This is a genomic window from Paraburkholderia acidicola (genome assembly GCF_002362315.1).
GTDB classification, from domain to species: Bacteria; Pseudomonadota; Gammaproteobacteria; order Burkholderiales; family Burkholderiaceae; genus Paraburkholderia; species Paraburkholderia acidicola.
The window spans coordinates 1,000,960-1,020,953 of record NZ_MTZV01000006.1; the positions used below are offsets into that span (position 1 = coordinate 1,000,960).

Sequence of the window (19,994 nt, forward strand, 5' to 3'; positions counted from 1 at the left end):
GGTCGTCCAGCGGACCACCGGAACATTCCACTATCCAAAAAGCTGCATTTAGGGCATCATGCGAGGATAGTTGTAGCCCGCAGTGTGCTGTACCAGTCGGCTGTACCGACCGGCATTTCCGCAACACCCCCGACTGCTCGAGACCGCCGCCCGCCGGCGGTCCCGTCATTTCGGCAATGCGCTGCACGCATTCGCCGTCGCGAGTTGCACAGCTTTTCATGCGCCCGGCATCCGCGCGATGCCAGCGTGTTTCTTCTCCATCGAATCCGCGCGTTCGCGGCTGCGTTCAAGCCCTCGTTTGGGCCTGAGCCAGGCTTTTTCCATTGCGGCGCGCCCTCGTGCGCGGCGCCGCTGAGCTGCCGTGGCCGCGCCCTGCGCGAAAACTGCGGCAACGTACTACACAGGACATGTTTATGACTCAAGCTGTAAAGACCTACAAAGGTTACGAAATTCATCCGCTGATCTATCCGCGCCGCCCGGCGGACGGCCAGCCGAGCCGCCGGCCCGATGCGGGCTACGAGGCATCGGTGCGGATTTGCCGGGTCGGTGCGAATCCGGCCGCAGACGGCCGCGTATTCCGCCTGCCTTACCTCTGGCCGTTCGAGGCCTCGGGCAAGGCCCGGCTTGCGTGCATGGCGCACGCGGAACAATTGATCGACGGCCGTGTTGACGGCCAGTCGGTCGCCGATCTTTGATTCATCGCCGAGGAGCTATGCATGGCAAAAGAAGAACTGCTTGAACTGGACGGTATCGTCGACGAAGTACTTCCGGATAGCCGCTATCGCGTCACGCTCGACAACGGCGTGGTGGTAGGTGCCTATGCGTCCGGACGCATGCGCAAGAATCACATCCGTATTCTCGCGGGCGACCGCGTCACGCTCGAACTGTCGGTCTACGATCTGACCAAAGGCCGGATCAATTTCCGCCACAAGGACGAGCGTGCTGGCGGTGGCGGTGGTGGTGGCGGCAACCGGAACGCAGCAGCACAGCGTCGCCGCTAATACAGCTGGCTGCAGCCATCGCGGCTGCAACCTGCTGGCATCACGTTTGAAGTTCCTCGTCGCTCCGGTTCGCATTGGCGAACCGCGTCGCGCGCCTGCATCGGCCCAGTCCGGCCGGTGAGGCGTGCAACGGCGGTGAGGTGTTGTATCGGGACACGCTCCGTCATCCCGCCCGCTTGCGTAGCCGCATCGGCGCCGCATGGCACAGCGCACGCGGCGCATCGTCCTGCGCCGCTTGCCGCGCACACCAACTCCCTTCGCTTCGCATCTACTCCGCACGTGAGTGTTCGGGCCATGCGCATCGACCATGCCGTTCATGCACGACGGTACACGGCGATCGCCTTGCCGCTCGCCACCGCAACTCATCGTTGCGCCACATCTGTGCAGCATCGCGGAAGGCGCACAGGCGCGGTGCGCCATGCGCGAGCATCGCTCGCCATAACACGCTCCAGCGCCCGGAAATCACCGCGAAACACCAGATGGCATACAGGTTGCTTAATACGTTGCAGCGCTTGCAACGATGCAAGACAGCATGAATCTGGTCGCGCCGCGCAACGTACCTGCCGCAGCCGGTCAATCCAGTCGGGCAACGACGTTCGACGTTTGTCGCATCCGCCGCATCGCGTAGCGGAGCGCTCCAACGACGGATCATCATGACTCAACCCCGACTCGTCGTCATCGGCAACGGCATGGCCGGTATCCGCACGCTCGAGGAGCTGCTGGCGATCGCCCCTGGCCACTACGACATCACCGTGTTCGGCGCGGAACCGCATCCGAACTACAACCGCATCCTGCTGTCGCCGGTACTCGCGGGCGAGCAGACCTTCAACGACATCGTGCTCAATCCGCTCGCGTGGTACGAGGAGCACGGCATCCGTCTGCATGTCGGCAAGACGGTCGAGCGCATCGACCGCGTACGCCGCACCGTCACCGCCAGCGACGGCACCGAAGCGCCCTACGACCGCCTGCTGATCGCCACCGGCTCGGTACCGTTCATCCTGCCGGTGCCAGGCAACACGCTGAAAGGCGTGATCACGTATCGCGACATTCACGACACGCAATCGATGATCGATGCGGCCACGGTGAAACGCCGGGCCATCGTGATCGGCGGTGGGCTGCTCGGTCTCGAAGCGGCCAACGGCCTGAAGCTGCGCGGCATGGACGTCACCGTCGTGCATCTGGCCGACACGCTGCTCGAGCGTCAACTCGACGCGACCGCGGGCAAGCTGCTGCAACGCTCGCTCGAAGCGCGCGGCCTGCAGTTCCTGCTGAACCGGCAAACCGCCGCGATCACCGGCAACGAAGCCGGTGAAGTGACCGGCGTCAGCTTCAAGGACGGCGAGAGCCTCCCCGCCGATCTCGTCGTAATGGCCGCCGGCATTCGCCCGAACACGGCGCTGGCGGAATCGGCGGGTCTTTACTGCAATCGCGGCATCGTCGTCAGCGACGCGCTGCAGACTTACGATCCGCGCGTCTACGCCGTCGGCGAATGTGTGAGCCATCGCGGCGTCGCGTATGGTCTCGTGGCACCGCTGTTCGAACAGGCGAAGGTCTGTGCGAACCATCTCGCGCTGATGGGCATCGGCAGCTACAAGGGCTCGGTGCTGTCGACCAAGCTCAAGGTCACCGGCATCGATCTGTTTTCGGCGGGCAACTTCTACGGCGGCGACCACACCGAAGAAATCGTGTTGTCGGACCCCGCGGGCGGCGTCTACAAGAAGCTCGTGATCAAGGACGATCAACTGGTGGGCGCGTGCCTCTACGGCGACACCACCGACGGCGCGTGGTACTTCAAGCTGCTGCGCGAAGGCCGCAAGCTCGGTGAGTTGCGCGACCACATCATGTTCGGCGAATCGAGCGTCGGCGATGCGGGCGTGCAAGGTCAAAGCCGCGCGGCCGCGATGGCCGACAGCGACGAAGTGTGCGGCTGCAACGGCGTCTGCAAAGGCACCATCGTCAAGGCAATCACCGAAAAAGGGCTCTTCACGCTCGACGACGTGAAGAAGCACACGAAGGCATCGAGTTCCTGCGGCTCGTGTACGGGTCTCGTTGAGCAGATCCTGATGAGTACGGTCGGCTCCAGCTTCCAGGAAACGCCGAAAACAAAAGCGGTATGCAGCTGTACCGATCGCAACCACGACGAAGTGCGCAAGGCGATCCGCGAACATCATCTGCTGACGCATCGCGCGGTCTACGACTTCCTCGAATGGCGCACACCGAACGGCTGCGCGACCTGCCGCCCGGCGATCAACTACTACCTGCTGTCCACCTGGCCGCGCGAAGCCATCGACGATCCGCAAAGCCGTTTCGTCAACGAACGCGTGCACGCGAACATCCAGAAGGACAACACGTTCTCGGTGATCCCGCAGATGAAGGGCGGCGTAACGACCGCGGCGGAACTGCGCCGCATCGCGGACGTTGCGGACAAATACCACGTACCGATGGTGAAGGTAACGGGCGGCCAGCGTATCGATCTGCTTGGCATCCGCAAGGAAGACCTGCCGCACGTCTGGCGGGATCTCGGCATGAAATCCGGCCACGCGTACGGCAAATCGATCCGTACCGTGAAGACCTGTGTAGGCAGCGAGTTCTGCCGCTTCGGCACGCAGAACAGCACGCAGATGGGCATCGACCTGGAGACGATGCTCGCGAACATGTGGTCGCCGCACAAGGTGAAGCTCGCGGTATCCGGTTGTCCGCGCAACTGTGCCGAAGGGGGTATCAAGGACGTTGGCGTGATCGCGGTGGATAGCGGCTGGGAACTGTACGTGGGCGGCAACGGCGGCATCAAGACCGAGGTCGCGCAGTTCCTCGTCAAGGTAAAAACCGCCGACGAAGTGAAGGAATACAGCGGCGCATTCCTGCAGCTGTATCGCGAGGAAGCGTACTACCTGGATCGCACCGTGCACTACATCGCGCGAGTCGGGCTCGACTACGTGAAGCGGAAAGTGGTCGACGATGCGGTCAACCGCAAGGCGCTCTACGAACGGCTGCTGTATTCGCTTGAAGGATTGCCTGATCCGTGGGAAGCGCGTATTGGCGGTGCGCAGAAGCAGGAATACATCCCGCTGAAAATCGTCGCATGAAGGATGCACCTATGGATATGCAAGTCACCTACTCATGGACGCGCGTGTGCGACGTGAACGACATTCCGCTGCTCGGTAGCCGTGTGCTCGAACGCGCCGATGGCAATGTCGCGATTTTCCGCACCGCACAGAATGCGATCTTCGCGCTGCTCGATCATTGCCCGCATAAGGGCGGTGCATTGTCGCAAGGCATCGTGCACGGCGAGAGCGTCACGTGTCCGCTGCATGCCTGGAACATCGACCTTGCGTCGGGTGAGGCGAAGGCGCCTGACGAAGGTTGTGCGCGTCATTTTCCGGTGCGCGTGGACGATGACGGCTCGGTGTTTGTCAGCCTCGTCTGAACCGCGTAAACGCACAATGAGCACACGATGAACGCCGCCCCCATCCGCCCGGAGATCCGATGAAGACTGTCACCCGCTCCACCTGCTGCTATTGCGGCGTCGGCTGCGGCGTACTGATCGAAGCGGAGGATGGGCGTATTACGGGCGTGGCGGGGGACCCTGAGCATCCGGCGAATTTCGGCAAGCTGTGCAGCAAGGGCATGGCGCTCGCATCGACGGCGCAGAGCGACACCGGTCGCGCGCTGCAACCCGAACTGCGCACGACACGCAACGCGGCGCGCGTGCCCGTCACGTGGGACACCGCGCTCGATACGGTTGCACAGCGCTTCACCGATATCGTCGCGCAGCACGGCCCGGATGCGGTCGCGTTCTACGTCTCCGGCCAGTTGCTCACCGAAGACTATTACGTCTTCAACAAGCTCGCGAAAGGGTTGATCGGCACCAACAACATCGATACCAATTCGCGGCTCTGCATGTCGAGCGCGGTCGTTGCGTACAAGATGGCGCTCGGCGCCGATGGCCCGCCGACCTGTTACGAAGATCTCGAACACGCGCAGACCGTGTTGTTCGCCGGCAGCAACATGGCGTGGGCGCACCCTGTCCTGTACCGTCGACTCGAAGAAGCGAAGGCGGCCAACCCCGATGTGCGCTGGATCGTCGTCGATCCGCGCCGCACCGACACCGCCGCGATGGCCGACCTGCACCTCGCGATCCAGCCCGGCACCGATGTCGCGCTGTTCAACGGCATGCTGCATCACCTGATCTGGGAAGGACTGATCGACCGTGAGTTTATCGCTCAACATACGTCGGGCTTCGATGCGCTGAAGACGCTCGTGCGCGATTTCACACCGCGTGTCGCGGCTGAGTTATGCGGCATCGCCGAGCGCGACCTGATGCAGGCGGCCGAATGGTTCGGTGCGAGCGACGCCGCGTTGTCGCTGTATTGCATGGGCCTGAACCAGTCGAGCCATGGCACCGACAAGAACCTCGCATTGATCAACCTGCATCTCGCGACGCGTCAGATCGGTCGTCCCGGTGCAGGTCCGTTCTCGCTGACTGGTCAGCCGAATGCGATGGGCGGCCGCGAAGTAGGCGGCATGGCGACGATGCTCGCCGCTCATCGCGACATCGGTAACCCTGCGCATCGCAGCGAAGTCGAGGCATTGTGGGGTCTCGACGGCATCCGCACGTTGTCGGATCGACCGGGGCTGCCAGCCGTCGAACTGTTCGATGCGGTGCGCAGCGGCAAGGTCAAGGCAGTCTGGATCGCGTGTACGAACCCGGTTCATTCGATGCCCGACATCGCGCGTGTACGCGAAGCGCTTTCCAGCGCCGAATTCGTCGTCGTGCAGGAAGCCTTCATGCAGACCGACACGGTGCCGTACGCCGACGTCGTGTTGCCCGCTGCCACCTGGGGCGAGAAGTCCGGCACCGTAACCAATTCGGAGCGGCGCATCTCGCGCGTGCGCGCAGCCGTGGCGCCGGCCGGCGATGCGCGCGCGGACTGGTGGATCGCCGCCCAGGTCGCACAACGCATCGAACGGCTGGTCGGCAGCCCGGTGAAACTGTTCGAGCATGCATCGCCGGAAGCGATCTTCGACGAGCATCGTGTGTTGACGAAGGGTCGCGATCTCGACATTGGCGGCCTTGGCTATGCGACGCTCGAAGCACGTGGTCCTCAACAGTGGCCGTTCCCGGACGGCGCACAAACTGGCGCCGCGCGCCGCTACACCGACGCCGTGTTCGCCACCGCCGACGGCCGTGCCCGCTTCCATGCGACGCGTTATCTACCGGTCGCCGATCCGGTCAACGCGCGCTATCCGTTCCGTCTGCTGACCGGACGCCTGCGCGACCAGTGGCATGGCATGAGCCGCAGCGGACGCATCGCGAAGCTGTTCACGCACGCCAGCGCGCCCGCATTGAGCATGGCGCGCGGCGACGCAGTCCGACGTGGCCTGCGCGAAGGCGAACTGGTGCGCGTCGCCAGCCGGCGCGGCAGTCTCGTGCTGCCGCTACAACTGTCCGACGAACTGCAATCGGGTACCGTCTACGCGCCGATGCACTGGAGCGCGCAGTTTCTGGCGAGCGGCGGCATCAACGAAACGACGGTTCCCGCCGTCGACCCGCTGTCGGCGCAGCCCGAATTGAAACACTCGGCGGTGCGCATCGAAGCGGTCGATCTGCCGTGGCGCGCCGTCGCCGTGCGGCGCGGCGAAATGCTCGCGATGCAAGCGGCCCTGCAACCGTTGCTGGCCGAATGCGCCTACGCAGCGCTCGCCGTCGAAGCCGACGACCTGATCGTGCTGCGCGCCGCCGACGTCGCGGCCCCGCCAGGCTGGCTCGAGCGGCTGTACGCGGCGCTCGACCTCGCCACCGGCGACGACACGCTCGAATACCGCGACGCGCGGCGCGGCCTTGACAAGCGCGTCGTATGGCGCGACAACATGATCGACGGTTTCGTTATGGCCGGCGATACAACGAACGCCGACGCGTTGCTCGCCGATCTGCGCGAACGCAAGCCCTGGGTCGGCCCGCGTTTCACGGTATTCGCGGCGCGACGTGGCAACACTGCGCCGCGCGAACGCACGATATGCAGTTGCAAGCAGGTCGGCGAAACGCAGATCAACGCGGCCATCGCACGCGGTGCGGACGTGGCCGAACTGAAGGCGACGCTCGGCTGCGGCACGGTGTGCGGCTCATGCGTACCGGAACTGAAGCGGCTATGCGACGCAGCCGCCCTCGCTCACTAGTTCTTTATCGACAACGACCCACCCTCGATGCTCCGCGTACTGCTCGTCACCGATACCGACAAGCCCATTGGCGATCTGCGCGACGCGCTCGCGCGGCTCGGCTACGACATGCTCGCCGGCACCGCGACACCGCAGGCGCTGCATCGTGTAGTGGAAAGCGAACGGCCCGATGTGATCATCATCGATACCGAATCGCCGTCGCGTGACACGCTCGAACAGCTTGCCGTGATGAACGAAACCGCACCGCGCCCGGTGCTGATGTTCAGCAACGATTCGAACCAGCAGTTGATCCGCGATGCAGTCAGTGCGGGCGTAACGGCCTATCTGGTCGAAGGACTCGCCACCGAACGCCTCGCGCCCATACTCGAAGTCGCACTCGCCCGCTTTGCCCAGGAAGCGCAACTGCGGCAGCGGCTCGCACAGGCCGAGAATGAACTCGCCGAACGCAAGCTGATCGATCGCGCGAAACGTCTACTGATGGATAGCCAGAAGCTCACCGAACCCGCCGCCTACGCCGCACTGCGCAGACTCGCGATGAACCAGGGCATGAAGCTCGCGGAAGTCGCGCGGCAGATCGTCGCCGCGTCCGAGTCGCCCCAATGATGCCCCGCCCATGAACCCATCCACTCCCCTCGCCCCCACCTCCGCCGCGGGCCGGCTCGAGAAAACGCATCTGCGGCTCGGCTTCGTCGCGCTCTCCGATGCCGCCCCGCTCGTCGCCGCGAAGCTGCTCGAATTCGGCCATGCGCACGGCCTCACGCTCGAACTGCAGCGCCAGCCTTCGTGGGCCGCCGTGCGCGACAAACTGCTGTCCGGCGATCTCGATGCAGCGCATACGCTGTATGGGCTCGTCTATGGTGTCGAGCTGGGCCTTGGTGGTCCGCAAACGGATATGGCCGTGCTGATGGTGCTCAACCGCAACGGCCAGGCAATCACACTATCGAGCCGCCTCGCCGCCGCACTCGCCGAACACGGCACACTGCCACAGGCGCTCGCGTCGCTCGGTCGCGCTCCGGTGTTCGCCCATACCTTTCCGACCGGCACGCACGCGATGTGGCTGTACTACTGGCTCGCGGCACAGGGCGTGCATCCGTTGCGCGAGGTCGACAGCGTCGCGATTCCGCCGCCGCAGATGGTCGCCGCGCTCGCCGAAGAAAAGCTCGACGGATTCTGCGTCGGCGAGCCGTGGAATACGCTCGCGCAGACGCGCGAACTCGGCACGACGAACCTCTATACGAGCGAGATCTGGCCGGATCATCCGGAGAAGGTACTCGCGTGCCGGCGCGATTTCGTGCGGCGCTATCCGAACACCGCGCGCGCGCTCGTGCAAACGATGCTCGAAGCATGTCGCTGGCTCGACGACGCCGGGCATCGGCGGGAGATTGCGGACTGGCTCGCGCGGCCCGAGTTTGTCGGCATCGGCGCAGGAACGATCGCCGCGCGGTTGATCGAGAACGCGCAGGGTGAGCGACGCTTGCCGATGCGCTTCTTCGACGGTGGCACAGTGAATTACCCGCGGCCGTCCGAAGGTGTCTGGTTTCTCACGCAGTACCAGCGCTGGGGCATGATCGACGCGGGTCACGATTTTGCCGCGATCGCGTCGGCGATCAATCAGACTGCGCTGTATCGCGAAGCGGCGGCGGGTGTGGGCATCGCGGTTCCCGACGAACGTGCGGCACCCGTGATGCTCGACGGACGTGTGTGGGATGCGCGCGATGCGGATGCCTATGCCACCTATACGGCGAGTTTCGACATCCGCGCGTAGCAGTAGCGAGCGGGCGTGCCTGCGCTTACGCTTCTTGCGAGGCCGCCCGGTTAAAGAATCGCCTCAGGTCGCCAGAGCCGGCGGCCGCAGATTCCATTGACGTATCGCACGGTTTTCGTGATCGAAACCGAGCACGCTGACGGACGCCGTATCGAGCACAAGATGTGCTCCCAACACAGCCGAATCCCCCATCCAGCACCCCGCCAGCACACGCAGAAAATGCGCATGTGAGAACAGCGCAATACGTCCATGCATCGTCAGAAGACGCCCAACCAGCGATAGCGCCCGCGCCTGAATCTGCTCCAGACTTTCGCCTTCGGGAATCGGCGAATTCCATACCGCCCAATCCGTTTGCTTCTCGCGAATCTCTTTGGTCGTGCGACCCTCGTAGACGCCGTAGTCCCACTCGAGCAGAGCGGATTCGCGCTGCATCTGTGCGCCCAGTCCGGCCAGATTGCAGGTTTCAACCGCGCGCGACAGCGGACTGGACAGCACCGTGTCGAAATGTTGTGCCGCGACCACCGGTACCAGCGCACGCGCCTGTTCGCGCCCGTGGTCGGTCAACGGAATGTCGGTGCGGCCCGTGTGCTGGCCGGACAGGCTCCATTCGGTTTCGCCGTGGCGGATCAACCAGATTTCGGGTGGGTCGTGTGCGGCTACAGCAGCGTTCATCGAAGCGCTCCGTGAAGAGACGCCGCACCGGACGAACGGCGCGACGACATCGGGGGTGGATTCCTGCAGGGGTGGATTTTACGACGGCAGCGTGAATGTCGTATGCAAGCCGCAATCTACCGCATCACTGCGTTTCGGGAAGATCGGGCGACAATACCGGTACACTTGTTGCATTGGACGCAAAGAGCCCGGATCAGAAGCGCCTCTGTCCGGTGTTGGGTTTTGAAAAGGGAAATACTCATGGCCAATGACAGGATGCTTGCGCAAGTTCGTGAAAAACAAGGCTTTATCGCTGCCCTCGACCAGAGCGGCGGCTCGACGCCAGGTGCGTTGAAACAGTACGGCATTCCGGAGAGCGCTTACAGCGGCGACGCCGAAATGTTCAAGCTGATGCATGAAATGCGCGTGCGCATCATCACCGCGCCGGCCTTCACCGGCGAGAAGATCATCGGCGCCATCCTGTTCGAAGCCACCATGGACGGACAGGTCCGCGGCAAACCCACCCCCGCCTTCCTGTGGGAAGACCGCGGCGTGGTGCCATTCCTGAAGGTCGACAAGGGGCTCGAAGCCGAAGCCGACGGCGTGCGTCTGATGAAGCCGAATCCCGGGCTCGATGCGCTGCTCGACCGGGCGGCGAAGCTCGGCGTGTTCGGCACCAAGATGCGTTCGGTGGTCGGCAAGGCCTCACCGGACGGTATCGCTGCAATCGCCGCGCAACAGTTCGAAGTAGGCGCGCAAATCAATGCGCACGGCCTCGTACCGATCCTCGAACCCGAAGTGACGATCAACATTCCCGACAAGAAGGAAGCGGAAGCGATTCTGATGGCGGAGTTGCTCAAGGGTCTCGATGCGTTGCCAGCTGACCGCCAGGTGATGCTCAAGGTGACGATTCCCGAAGTTGCTGATTTCTATCGTCCGCTGATCGAGCACCCGCGCGTTGCACGGGTCGTCGCGCTGTCGGGCGGCTATACGCGTACCGACGCGTGCAAGCGCCTTGCCCACAATCACGGGATGATCGCCAGTTTCTCGCGGGCCCTGATCAACGAACTCAGGGAACCGATGAGCGACAGCGAGTTCGATGCGACGCTGGGAGAAGCCGTCGATGAGATTTATCAGGGGTCGGTGGTGAAGGTTTAGTGAAAATCGGTTGAAGATCTAGCGCGCATTTCCCCAGGACGGGCCCGGCAAGCGGGCCCGTTCTGTCACTGCACTTGCATGAAGCAGTCGCTTCATGTAACGTTCGCTTCATGCAACGCAAAGACGAACTCTGCGACAAGGCGCTCGAGTATTTCCTTGAACATGGGCTGGCGGATCTGTCGCTGCGCCCGCTCGCCGCCGAGATCGGCAGTAGCTCGCGGCTGCTCATCTACCACTTCGAATCCAAGGAAGGGCTGATCACCACGGTGATGGACGAAGCGCGCCTGCGCATCCAGCAGTCGCTTGCGGCGTTGATGAGCGAAAGCGATCAGACCGATGGTTTGACGACGGTCTGGCAGTGGGCAACGCATCCGCAAAACAGTCCTTATCTGCGCCTGTTCTTCGAAGTGCAGATGCTCGCGTTGCAAAATCCCACCGACTACGCGCGTCATGCCGAACGTAGCTCTTCCAGCTGGCTAGATCTGATCGAAAGCGCGCTTCCCCCGTCAGCCGATCGCCGTGCGAAGGCCACGCTATGCGGCGCGGTGATCGACGGTTTGATACTGGAATATCTGAGTAGCGGCGATCTCGATCGTACGACCGAGGCGCTCGATATTTTTAGGCGAATGCTGAAGGCGTCGAAGCCCGACAAACGTAAATCCTGACAGCACATTCATCCACTCGACAACGGGACGGCCGCATATGGAAACTGCTGCACTCACAAAACATCGTTCGGTTACATGGTCACGTTTCAAGGCCATCTGGATGGGGCGAAATGGTTTGCGCGCGGGTTGGGCCGCTCTGCTGTTCGTGATTATTTGCGTCGCGTTCGTGGTGGGTGTCCTTCATGTCGCGTACGTGTTGCATCATCCTTTGCAACATCGGGGTGAACTTACGCCGGGGCGTCAGATTGTCCTCGATACCGTGCTGATTTGTGCGGTGTTGGTCGCAACCAAAGTCTTGAGTCTGATCGACAGAAAGTCGTGGCTCGATTACGGTTTGCGGGCGCCGCATCGTGCAGCGCATTTTGTACAAGGGCTTTTCTGGGGCGTGGTGCTTGTGTCGGGCACGATGGCGGTGTTGATGCTCTCTGGCGGCGCGAAGATCGAATTCTCCGGGCTCGATTTTCGCTCGCTGATCTCGGCGGCTGCGCTCTGGGCCTTGGTCTTCCTGCTCGTCGCCATCGCCGAAGAACTGTTGTGCCGCGGTTACCTGTTCTTCAAGCTTGCGGCAGGAACGAATCCGTTTGTCGCAGCCATTCTCACGTCCTTGCTGTTCGGGACAGCACACCTGGGCAACCACGGTGAAAGCATCAGAGGAGTGGTACTCGCCATCCTGTTCGGACTGGTCGCCTGCGTTGCCGTGTGGCGCACAGGTTCGCTCTGGTGGGCGATCGGTGTGCATGCGGCATGGGACTGGAGCCAATCCTTCTTGTTCGATACGGCGAACAGCGGCGGACTCTTCACTGGCGATCACTTTCTGACTACCCGCGCGATCGGCCCCGACTGGCTGAGCGGCGGTTCCGTCGGTCCCGAAGGAAGTCTGTTGATGCTTCCCGTGATGGGCCTGCTGGCGTTCATCGCTCTGCGCACCTTACCTTCACGCCACCAGCAAACGACAGGCTAAAAACCGCGCAGGATTCGTGACCTCGAAGACTCAAGCGTTTCGCCCGCGTCGCAATCCTCATCCAAAATAACCTCCAGCCCATCACCGACACGTATCGCACCCACGATGTGCGCAGCCGTACAGATGCGCTCACACCCCGCGCGTTAAATCTCGGTCATGCCCGTCATACACGGCCTGCAATGCACTGCGCCGACCGTATGACTGGAGGAGACCAGAGCGAACTTCGACGAACCTGCAGTCTCGCGAAGCCATCGCACGAAAATGACAACCGGGTCCTGTCGTTATCGACAGTCGCCATGCTCGCTCGTCCTGTATCCGACGATCGAGCACGGCGCCGTCGATGAACTTGAAGTTCGGGTTCCGTGCGCAAGCGGCACGCAAAACGGCAAGGTTCCGATGGAGGAGCATGTCGATGAGCATCCGCCCGCCGCTCGACCGGATCAACCGGCGCGCGTGGAATTCACGCGATGCATTGCGCGAATTCACCCGCAGCAAAACGTGGACCGACCCGGGCGAACAAGCCGCCTTCGCCCGGGTTGCAGTGGAGTGTCGCGATCAACCCCTGCTCGACATCGGTATTGGTGCGGGCCGCACCATTCCGCTGATGATGCAGATCTCGTCCGACTACACCGGCATCGACTACACAGCAAAGCTGCTCGAACAATCGCGCGCCCGCTTCCCGGACGCCAGGCTGTACCACATGGACGCGCGCGATATGTCGACGCTGCCGTCCAGTCACTACGCGCTGACGACCTTCAGCTGGAACGGCATCGACTGCGTAACCGGCGAAGACCGTGTACTGATCCTGCGGGAAATGTCGCGTGTGACACGGCCCGGCGGTCTGATTCTGTTCTCGAGCCATAACCGCGACGGCCCCGGATTTCGCCAGAACATCTGGCAACTGATGCCGCGCTTCACGCTGAACCCGCTGCGCTACGGCTGGCGGATTCTGCGCACGCTACGAACCTTTCCGCCGGCAAGCTACAACTACCTGCGACACGTGCGCTTTCACCGCGACTACCCGGGGTATTCGATCAGAACGGCAGCCGCACATGACTTCGGCATTCTGATTGTCTACACGACGCTCGCTGAGCAACGACGTCAGTTGGCGTCGCTTGGTCTGATCGTCGAAGCCGTGTTCGGCAGTCGCGACGATCAGCCCATCGTTGACGACACATCCACCCGCGATGTGTGGTGGTTTCATTTCATCGCGCGCAAACCACACGGCTCACCTCCACAGCCTGAATCGAAGTAATTCAATCGAGCACCATTCAAGCGCTACCGCGCTGCCGCGCTCCCAGCGCAAAAAAAATGATTGAGTTAGCATCACTCGTCCTGTTTGTGATGCGACGTCCGCTGCACGATTTCCGTCGTTTGTGTACATTCGCGCTTCGCGTCGCCACGCCGTTGTCTCCCTTGATGCGAACGATTGCAAAAGGCTTCTGATGTCGTAAAACCGTAAGATCCAAGAAAGAATTCGCGCGGACCTGCGTGCGGCTGAACCTGCGTACGAAACCACTAACGGCAACCTGACAACCCTGCGGAGTCCGGAGCAAAAACGGACACCGGGTCAGTCTTGCCAGAGCGGAAACGATCTCATGCGGCCACCCACCCTCGCCTTCAATCCCGCCCTGACCAGCATGAGTGACATCTCGCGCTAACCAGTGCGAAAGACCGCTTCGATCGACTCCAAGCTCTGGAATTCCAATGCTCGCCCTAGTACGTATCGCCCTGTCCCGACCGTACACGTTTGTGGTCCTGGCGATCTTCATTCTGATCATCGGTGTGCTTTCCGCCCTGGGAACACCGACCGACATCTTCCCCGATATCCGCATTCCGGTGATCAGCGTCGTGTGGCAATACACGGGGCTGCCGCCGGACCAGATGGCCGGGCGGATCACGTCGCCGTACGAACGCGTGCTCACGACCACCGTGAACGACATCCAGCACATCGAAGCGGAATCGGTGAACGGCTTCGGCATCGTCAAGATCTTCTTTCAGCCCGGCGTGAACATCAGTACCGCGAACGCGCAGGTGACCGCCGTGTCGCAAACGATCCTGCGCCAGTTGCCGCCCGGCAGCACGCCGCCGCTAATCCTGAACTACAACGCGTCGACCGTGCCGATCATCCAGCTTGCGCTGTCGGGTGCAGGGCTCTCCGAGCAGAATCTCGGCGACCTCGGGTTGAATTCGCTGCGGCCGCAACTCGTCACGGTAGCCGGGGCCGCGATTCCTTACCCGTTCGGCGGCAAGACGCGTCAAGTGCAAATCGATGTCGACCCGGCGGCTCTGCAGGCGCACGGCCTGTCCGCACAGGACGTCGCGAACGCGCTGGCCGGACAGAACCTGATTACACCTGTCGGCACAGAGAAGATCGGCGATCACGAATACGTACTGCAACTGAACAACGCGCCGTCCGCGATCAAGGCGCTCGGCGACCTGCCGATCAAAACCGTCAACGGCACCGTCGTGTATATCCGCGACGTCGCGAGCGTGCTGGACGGCAGCCCGCCGCAGACCAACATCGTCCATGTGAACGGTCACCGCTCGGTGCTGATGTCCGTGTTGAAAAACGGCTCGGCGTCCACGCTCGGGATCATTTCCGGCATCAAGGACCGCCTCGGGATCGCAAAGCAGTCGCTCCCCGATAACCTGCGGATCGATCCGATCGGCGACCAGTCGCTGTTCGTGCGGGCAGCTATCAGCGGCGTAGCACGCGAAGGTGTCATTGCCGCCGCGTTGACAAGCCTGATGATCCTGCTGTTTCTCGGCAGCTGGCGCTCGACGGTCATCATCGCCACCTCGATCCCGCTTGCCATTCTCGGTTCGATTGCAACGCTGTCGGCGCTCGGTGAAACGCTCAACATCATGACGCTCGGCGGGCTCGCGCTCGCGGTCGGGATTCTCGTCGACGATGCAACCGTTACGATCGAGAACATCAACTGGCACCTCGAACAGGGCAAGGCAGTCGAGCCCGCGATTCTCGACGGCGGTGCGCAGATCGTCACGCCAGCTTTTGTGTCGCTGCTGTGCATCTGCATCGTGTTCGTACCGATGTTCTTCCTGAATGGCGTAGCACGTTTCCTGTTCGTGCCGATGGCGCAGGCGGTGATCTTCGCGATGGTGTCGTCGTTCATCCTGTCGCGCACGCTGGTGCCGACGATGGCGAAGTTCCTGCTGCATCCACATAATCTCGATGAAGACGCCCACGAGGCAAAACGCCCCGGCCCGCTCGCCCGCTTTCAGCGTGGCTTCGAAGCACGCTTCGAGAAAGTCCGCGACGGCTATCACGGCTTCCTCGCACTCGCGCTGCGCCACCGTCAGCCGTTCGTCAGTTGCTTCCTTGGTTTCGTGCTGCTGTCGTTTGCGCTGGTGCCGTTTCTCGGGCGCAACTTCTTTCCATCGGTCGACGCGGGACAGATTCTTCTGCACGTGCGTGCACCAGTCGGTGTCCGCGTAGAAAAGACCGCCGAAATCTTTGCGGACGTCGAAGCATCGATTCGTCAGATCATCCCGCCGTCGGAACTCGGCACGGTGGTCGATAACGTCGGGCTGCCGGTCAGCGGGATCAATCTTGCGTACAACAACACCGGCACGATCGGCTCGCAGGACGGCGACATCCAGATTGCGCTGAAAGAAGACCACCGGCCAACCGCCGACTACGTGCGCGACATGCGCGCGAGACTGCCGCGCGAATTTCCGGGCGTCACGTTCTCGTTCCCACCGGCGGACATCATCAGCCAGATCCTGAACTTCGGTTCTCCCGCGCCGGTCGATCTGCAGATTCGCGGCAATAACCTCGCCGGTAACTTCACCTACGCGAACCGGGTGCTGCGCGAGATTCGCCGGGTACCGGGCGTGGTCGACGCGCGTATTCAGCAATCGCAAGGCAGCCCGACCTTTAACGTCGATGTCGACCGTACCCGCGCGCAATTGCTCGGCATCGCCGAGCGCGATGTCACCAATAGCCTCGTGGTGAATCTCGCAGGTTCGAGTCAGGTCGCGCCGACGTTCTGGCTGAATAACGACAACGGCGTGTCGTACCCGATCGTGATGCAGACGCCGCAATACAGCCTCGATTCGCTCTCGTCGCTGCAAAACCTGCCGATCACCGCGGGCTCCCAGGGGACACCGCAAATTCTCGGCGGCCTTGCAACCGTCCAGCGCACGGTCAGTAACGCGGTGGTCAGCCAGTACAACATCCAGCCCATGGTGGAAATCTTCGCGACCACCCAGGACCGCGATCTGGGCGCGGTGGCAGCCGACATCCAGCGCATCGTGGCGCAGAACGCTCAGGTGTTACCGAAGGGTTCGTCGATCGCTCTGCTCGGTCAGGTACAGACGATGAACAGCGCGTTCGGCGGCATGTTGTTTGGTCTGCTGGGTGCGGTCGTACTGATCTACCTGATCATCGTGGTCAACTTCCAGTCGTGGGCCGATCCGTTCGTGATTGTTACGGCGTTGCCGGCGGCGCTTGCGGGCATCATCTGGATGCTGTTCGCTACCCACACCACGCTCTCGGTGCCTGCGCTGACCGGCGCGATCATGTGTATGGGTGTCGCGACGGCCAATTCGATTCTTGTCGTCAGCTTCTGTCGCGAGCGTTTTGCCGTTCATGGCGACGCTTTTCGGGCCGCGCTCGAAGCCGGTTTCACGCGCTTCCGTCCGGTGCTCATGACCGCTCTGTCGATGATCATTGGTATGGCGCCGATGGCCCTCGCCCTCGGCGAAGGCGGCGAACAGAATGCGCCGCTTGGCCGCGCTGTGATCGGCGGTTTGATTTTTGCCACCACCGCATCGCTGTTCCTGGTTCCGGTGATCTTCTGCATCATCCATTCGCGCCCTGGGCGCGCAACTGCTACCCCGGCAATTGCTACGGGAGGTCCTTCACATGCCGTCTGAACCCGTTATTGCCCAACCCGTGTCGCGACGCACGATACGCCTGATTGCCGTGACCGGTATCGCGGTCGCTGTGATCGTGGTCGTGTCGGGTGTCGCAGTACGCGCCGTCGGCGCCCGTGACCTGAGAGCCTGGACCAGCGAGCAAACGGTTCCGACCGTCAATCTGGTCCAGCCCAAAGCTGCATCGAGCGGCTCGACACTCGATCTGCCGTCGCGCCTCGAAGCGTTTTCGCGGGCGCCGATCTTTGCGCGCGTCAGCGGTTATCTGAAGTCGTGGAACGTCGACATCGGCGGTCAGGTGAAAGCTGGGCAGTTGCTCGCGGTGATCGAGTCGCCTGAACTCGACCAGCAACTGATCCAGGCCCGCGCCGATCTTGCCACCGCCCAAGCCAATGCCGCGCTGGCCGCGACAACAGCGAAACGCTGGCAGGCGCTGCTCGGTACCGACTCGGTGGCCAAACAGGACGTCGACGATCGTACCGGCGACTACGCCGCGAAAAAAGCAGTCGTCGCCGCAGCGCAGGCCAACGTCGAGCGACTGATGGCAACCAAAGGCTTTGAACGGATCATCGCGCCGTTCGACGGCACCGTGACCTCACGCGACACCGATATCGGCGCGTTGATCAACGCCGGCAGTGGCGGCGTCGGACAGGAGTTGTTTACCGTCTCCGATGTGAAGCAGCTGCGCGTGTATGTGCAGGTTCCGCAGAACTATGCGCCCATCGTCCAGGTTGGCACGGTGGCTACGCTGAGCGTGCCCGAGTACCCGGGGCAGCACTTCACAGCGCGGGTGATTGCATCGGCCAATGCCGTGAACGCAAGCTCGGGCACCACGCTGGTCCAGTTGCTGGTCGACAACAGCAACGGCAAGCTGATGCCCGGCGGCTTCGCGAGCCTGCAATTCAAGCTGCCCGTGCAAGCCGATGCAGTACGGATTCCAGCGAGCGCGCTGGTCTTCGACGCGCGCGGCCTCCGGGTCGCGACCGTCGATGCGAACGATCACGTCGCGTTCAAAACTGTCACGATCAGCCGAGACTTCGGCGATGCGGTCGAGATCGGTTCGGGGCTCACTGCTGCCGATCGCGTGATCGATACGCCGCCTGACGGGTTGATCGACGGTGACAGCGTCAAGGTGGCCGTGGCGGCCGCCACGAGCAAGGCGGCAAAAAATGGCTAGGCCGCCGCGTGCGACAACGAGCGTAGCGGCCCTGCTCGCCGGATCGCTTACGCTCGCGCTAGCGGCCTGCTCGCTCGCGCCGGAGTACAAGGTGCCGCCCTCGCCTGTCGCCGCGCAATACAAGACCGTCGGCCCGTGGATCAGCGCGCAGCCCGCCGATCAGTTGAGCCGCACCGGCTGGTGGAAGATTTACGGCGATGCGCAGCTCGACGATCTCGAACAACGCCTGCTCGAAAACAATACAGACCTCGCCGCCGCGCTCTCGCACTACCAGCAGGCGCAGGCGTTCGTTGAACAGGTGTCGTCGGCGCTTTATCCGAAGCTCAGCGCGAGTGCCGTTCCGCAGCGCGACCGTCAGTCGGATAATCGGCCGTTGCGCTCGGGTGGTCCGAATGACTACAACTCGGTCACGCTGGGTGGCGAAATCGATTACGACCTCGATCTGTGGGGACGTGTGCGCGATTCGGTGGCGGCGGGCAAGGATGAAGCGCAGGCATCGAAGGCCGATCTGGCATCGGTTCAGTTGAGCTTGCAGGTGCAGCTCGCGGACAACTTCATCCGGATCCGCGGTCTCGACCAGCAGACTGCATTGCTGACCGAAACCGTGAAGGCTTTCGCACAAGCGCTGCAACTCACGCAAACGCGGCACAGTGGTGGGATCTCGTCAGGCCTCGATGTATCGCGTGCGCAGACGCAGTTGTCATCGGCGAAATCGCAGTTGTCGCAGAACCTGGCACAGCGTGCGCTGATTGAACATGCGATTGCCGTGCTGGTCGGTGCGTCGGCTTCCGAGTTCACGCTCGCCGAGCAGACGACACCGATCCAGTTGCCGGTGATCCCCGCAGGCGTGCCTTCTACGTTGCTGCAGCGCAGACCCGATATCGCCGCTGCGGAACGCCGCGTCGCTGAAGCCAATGCAAAGATCGGCGTTGCGCGCGCCGCTTACTTCCCTTCGATCACTTTGAGCGCACAGGGCGGCGTGCAGAGTTCCCAGTACGCGCAGTTGCTTACCGCGCCGAATTTTCTGTGGGCAATCGGTCCGCAGCTGGTGCAGTATGTTTTCGACGGCGGTTTGCGGAAGGCGCAGTTGAAAGAAGCGAAAGAAGCGACCGCCGAAGCCGGGGCGCGATATCGCGGTGTCGTGTTGTCGGCGTTCCAGCAGATCGAGGACAATCTTTCGCTGCTCGCGGATCTAGGCACGGCGCTTGGGCAGCAACGCGATGCCGCCGATGCCGCGCAGCATTCGGTAGATCTCGCGTTGAATCTGTACAAGCAGGGAGCGGTGGGATATCTCGACGTCGTGCAGGCGCAGACCGCTGCGCTCGATGCGCAAAGAAGCATACTCGATGTGCAGACGCGCCAGTTAAGCGCGAACGTACAGTTGATTCATGCGCTGGGTGGTGGATGGTCTAGCGAGGAGCTGGCTAGCTCCAATGCAGCGCCCGAGCTGGTGAATGTCGGCGGAGGCGAAGCGAAGACGAATTGAGGGTGTCTTCGCTTCGCCTCCGTCGGCGGTGTGCTCACGTTGTCGCACCGA

At 62.6% G+C, this 19,994-nt stretch carries 15 protein-coding genes; 14 read left to right on the forward strand and 1 reads right to left on the reverse strand.

The genetic code is table 11. The features are described 5' to 3' along the window. The first annotated feature begins 413 nt into the window (after nt 1-413). From BWP39_RS23285 to BWP39_RS23315, 7 genes are all read left to right on the forward strand, one after another. Complete coding sequence (locus BWP39_RS23285; protein WP_096726119.1) at nt 414-695, forward strand: hypothetical protein; 282 nt, start codon at nt 414-416, stop codon at nt 693-695. 21 nt (nt 696-716) lie between these two features. Continuing rightward, complete coding sequence (infA, locus tag BWP39_RS23290) at nt 717-1,001, forward strand: translation initiation factor IF-1 (RefSeq protein ID WP_096724486.1); 285 nt, start codon at nt 717-719, stop codon at nt 999-1,001. A 653-nt stretch (nt 1,002-1,654) separates the two neighbouring features. Further along, nucleotides 1,655-4,087 (forward strand): nitrite reductase large subunit NirB, encoded by a 2,433-nt coding sequence (gene nirB / locus BWP39_RS23295; RefSeq protein ID WP_096724488.1) that lies wholly within the window; start codon nt 1,655-1,657, stop codon nt 4,085-4,087. Nucleotides 4,088-4,098: 11 nt separating this feature from the next. Beyond that, nucleotides 4,099-4,428: a nitrite reductase small subunit NirD gene (gene nirD / locus BWP39_RS23300; protein ID WP_235851469.1), complete on the forward strand. Its 330-nt coding sequence runs from the start codon at nt 4,099-4,101 to the stop codon at nt 4,426-4,428. 59 nt (nt 4,429-4,487) lie between these two features. Then, nucleotides 4,488-7,178, forward strand: a complete 2,691-nt coding sequence (locus BWP39_RS23305; protein WP_096724492.1) for a nitrate reductase — start codon at nt 4,488-4,490, stop codon at nt 7,176-7,178. Nucleotides 7,179-7,205: 27 nt separating this feature from the next. Further along, nucleotides 7,206-7,781, forward strand: coding sequence for an ANTAR domain-containing response regulator (locus BWP39_RS23310; protein ID WP_096724494.1), 576 nt, complete (start codon nt 7,206-7,208; stop codon nt 7,779-7,781). Nucleotides 7,782-7,791: 10 nt separating this feature from the next. Further along, nucleotides 7,792-8,943, forward strand: a complete 1,152-nt coding sequence (locus BWP39_RS23315; protein WP_096724496.1) for a CmpA/NrtA family ABC transporter substrate-binding protein — start codon at nt 7,792-7,794, stop codon at nt 8,941-8,943. 63 nt (nt 8,944-9,006) lie between these two features. On the opposite strand, the gene BWP39_RS23320 is transcribed toward BWP39_RS23315, so the two are convergent. After that, on the reverse strand, nt 9,007-9,615 hold the full coding sequence (locus BWP39_RS23320; RefSeq protein ID WP_096724498.1) for a histidine phosphatase family protein: 609 nt from the start codon (nt 9,613-9,615) through the stop codon (nt 9,007-9,009). Between the two features lie 240 nt (nt 9,616-9,855). Here BWP39_RS23320 and BWP39_RS23325 point away from each other — a divergent pair, with 240 nt between their 5' ends. The 7 genes from BWP39_RS23325 (at nt 9,856) to BWP39_RS23355 (ending at nt 19,943) form a co-directional block, all read left to right on the forward strand. Further along, nucleotides 9,856-10,752: a fructose bisphosphate aldolase gene (locus tag BWP39_RS23325; RefSeq protein WP_096724500.1), complete on the forward strand. Its 897-nt coding sequence runs from the start codon at nt 9,856-9,858 to the stop codon at nt 10,750-10,752. A 110-nt stretch (nt 10,753-10,862) separates the two neighbouring features. Beyond that, nucleotides 10,863-11,417 (forward strand): TetR/AcrR family transcriptional regulator, encoded by a 555-nt coding sequence (locus BWP39_RS23330; RefSeq protein WP_096724502.1) that lies wholly within the window; start codon nt 10,863-10,865, stop codon nt 11,415-11,417. Between the two features lie 37 nt (nt 11,418-11,454). Then, nucleotides 11,455-12,378, forward strand: a complete 924-nt coding sequence (locus BWP39_RS23335; protein ID WP_096724504.1) for a CPBP family intramembrane glutamic endopeptidase — start codon at nt 11,455-11,457, stop codon at nt 12,376-12,378. A gap of 412 nt (nt 12,379-12,790) precedes the next feature. Next, a complete protein-coding gene (locus BWP39_RS23340) occupies nt 12,791-13,633 on the forward strand; it encodes a class I SAM-dependent methyltransferase (RefSeq protein WP_096726120.1) in 843 nt (280 codons plus the stop codon). 452 nt (nt 13,634-14,085) lie between these two features. After that, the gene (locus BWP39_RS23345; protein ID WP_096724506.1) at nt 14,086-17,280 is read left to right on the forward strand and encodes an efflux RND transporter permease subunit; all 3,195 of its coding nucleotides are present in this window, start codon (nt 14,086-14,088) and stop codon (nt 17,278-17,280) included. Further along, complete coding sequence (locus BWP39_RS23350) at nt 17,270-18,457, forward strand: efflux RND transporter periplasmic adaptor subunit (RefSeq protein WP_096724508.1); 1,188 nt, start codon at nt 17,270-17,272, stop codon at nt 18,455-18,457. Before BWP39_RS23345 ends, BWP39_RS23350 begins: the two co-directional genes overlap by 11 nt. Then, nucleotides 18,450-19,943 (forward strand): efflux transporter outer membrane subunit, encoded by a 1,494-nt coding sequence (locus BWP39_RS23355; RefSeq protein ID WP_096724510.1) that lies wholly within the window; start codon nt 18,450-18,452, stop codon nt 19,941-19,943. The genes BWP39_RS23350 and BWP39_RS23355 overlap by 8 nt, the downstream gene beginning before the upstream one ends. The last annotated feature ends 51 nt before the right edge of the window (nt 19,944-19,994 follow it).

Excerpts from the sequence above, each read along its gene's own strand:
- BWP39_RS23285 (WP_096726119.1), top strand. The coding sequence starts at position 414 with ATGACTCAAGCTGTAAAGACCTACAAAGGTTACGAAATTCATCCGCTG.
- infA (WP_096724486.1), top strand. The coding sequence starts at position 717 with ATGGCAAAAGAAGAACTGCTTGAACTGGACGGTATCGTCGACGAAGTA.
- nirB (WP_096724488.1), top strand. The coding sequence starts at position 1,655 with ATGACTCAACCCCGACTCGTCGTCATCGGCAACGGCATGGCCGGTATC.
- nirD (WP_235851469.1), top strand. The coding sequence starts at position 4,099 with ATGGATATGCAAGTCACCTACTCATGGACGCGCGTGTGCGACGTGAAC.
- BWP39_RS23305 (WP_096724492.1), top strand. The coding sequence starts at position 4,488 with ATGAAGACTGTCACCCGCTCCACCTGCTGCTATTGCGGCGTCGGCTGC.
- BWP39_RS23310 (WP_096724494.1), top strand. The coding sequence starts at position 7,206 with ATGCTCCGCGTACTGCTCGTCACCGATACCGACAAGCCCATTGGCGAT.
- BWP39_RS23315 (WP_096724496.1), top strand. The coding sequence starts at position 7,792 with ATGAACCCATCCACTCCCCTCGCCCCCACCTCCGCCGCGGGCCGGCTC.
- BWP39_RS23320 (WP_096724498.1), bottom strand. The coding sequence starts at position 9,615 with ATGAACGCTGCTGTAGCCGCACACGACCCACCCGAAATCTGGTTGATC.
- BWP39_RS23325 (WP_096724500.1), top strand. The coding sequence starts at position 9,856 with ATGGCCAATGACAGGATGCTTGCGCAAGTTCGTGAAAAACAAGGCTTT.
- BWP39_RS23330 (WP_096724502.1), top strand. The coding sequence starts at position 10,863 with ATGCAACGCAAAGACGAACTCTGCGACAAGGCGCTCGAGTATTTCCTT.
- BWP39_RS23335 (WP_096724504.1), top strand. The coding sequence starts at position 11,455 with ATGGAAACTGCTGCACTCACAAAACATCGTTCGGTTACATGGTCACGT.
- BWP39_RS23340 (WP_096726120.1), top strand. The coding sequence starts at position 12,791 with ATGAGCATCCGCCCGCCGCTCGACCGGATCAACCGGCGCGCGTGGAAT.
- BWP39_RS23345 (WP_096724506.1), top strand. The coding sequence starts at position 14,086 with ATGCTCGCCCTAGTACGTATCGCCCTGTCCCGACCGTACACGTTTGTG.
- BWP39_RS23350 (WP_096724508.1), top strand. The coding sequence starts at position 17,270 with ATGCCGTCTGAACCCGTTATTGCCCAACCCGTGTCGCGACGCACGATA.
- BWP39_RS23355 (WP_096724510.1), top strand. The coding sequence starts at position 18,450 with ATGGCTAGGCCGCCGCGTGCGACAACGAGCGTAGCGGCCCTGCTCGCC.